The sequence below is a fragment of the Mycobacterium sp. 852002-30065_SCH5024008 genome (assembly GCF_001665645.1).
Taxonomy (GTDB): Bacteria; Actinomycetota; Actinomycetes; order Mycobacteriales; family Mycobacteriaceae; genus Mycobacterium; species Mycobacterium paraffinicum.
Genome location: NZ_LZSZ01000049.1, coordinates 1 through 694 on the forward strand (window position 1 = coordinate 1; position 694 = coordinate 694).

The 694-nt window shown below is 66.1% G+C and carries 1 protein-coding gene; it reads right to left on the reverse strand.

What is annotated here, in order from left to right; all coding sequences use genetic code 11:
• A partial coding sequence (locus A5781_RS05080; protein WP_156624411.1) for an AMP-binding protein occupies positions 1-694 on the reverse strand: 694 nt, incomplete at both ends.

Sequence of the window (694 nt, forward strand, 5' to 3'; positions counted from 1 at the left end):
GGCCCGGGTCGATCGGCACGTAGGCCGCCCCGGTCTTGAGGACTGCCAGGATGGCGATGATGGCTTGCGCGCCACGCTCCACCAGCAACCCCACACACTCACCCGGGCCCACCCCATGGGCAACCAGTAAGTGCGCCAACCGATTCGCGGCCTCATCCACCTCTCGATACGTCCACGACCGGTCCCCGAAACTCAGCGCCACCGCCTCGGGCGTGCGGCCGACTTGGGCGGCAAACAACGCTGGGATCGAGACCCCCGACACCGCCGGGCGGTCCAACACCGCCCGATTACCCCAGTTATCCAGGCGGACACGCTCGGACTCGTCGAGCACCCCGATCGAAGACACCGGCCGCGAGGGATCTGCCGTCATGTCGGCCAACACCCGCTCGAATCGCGCGATCAGGGTCTCGATGCTGTCGGGGTCGAACACATCGGTGCGAAACTCCACCGCACCGCTGATCCCGGCGGCCTGGCCCGCTTCGGTGAAGTTCTCGGACAAGGAGAATGTCAAATCCATCCGGGCCGTTTGGGTTTGCACCGGCAAGGGGTTGACCTGCAGAGCACCCAGGTCCAGCTCGGTGGGGTTGTGGTGTTGCCAGGCCAGCATGACCTGCACTAGGGGGTGATGGGCCAGGGAGCGGGTGGGGTGCAGCCGTTCCACGAGCAGCTCGAAGGGCACGTCTTGGTGCTCAAA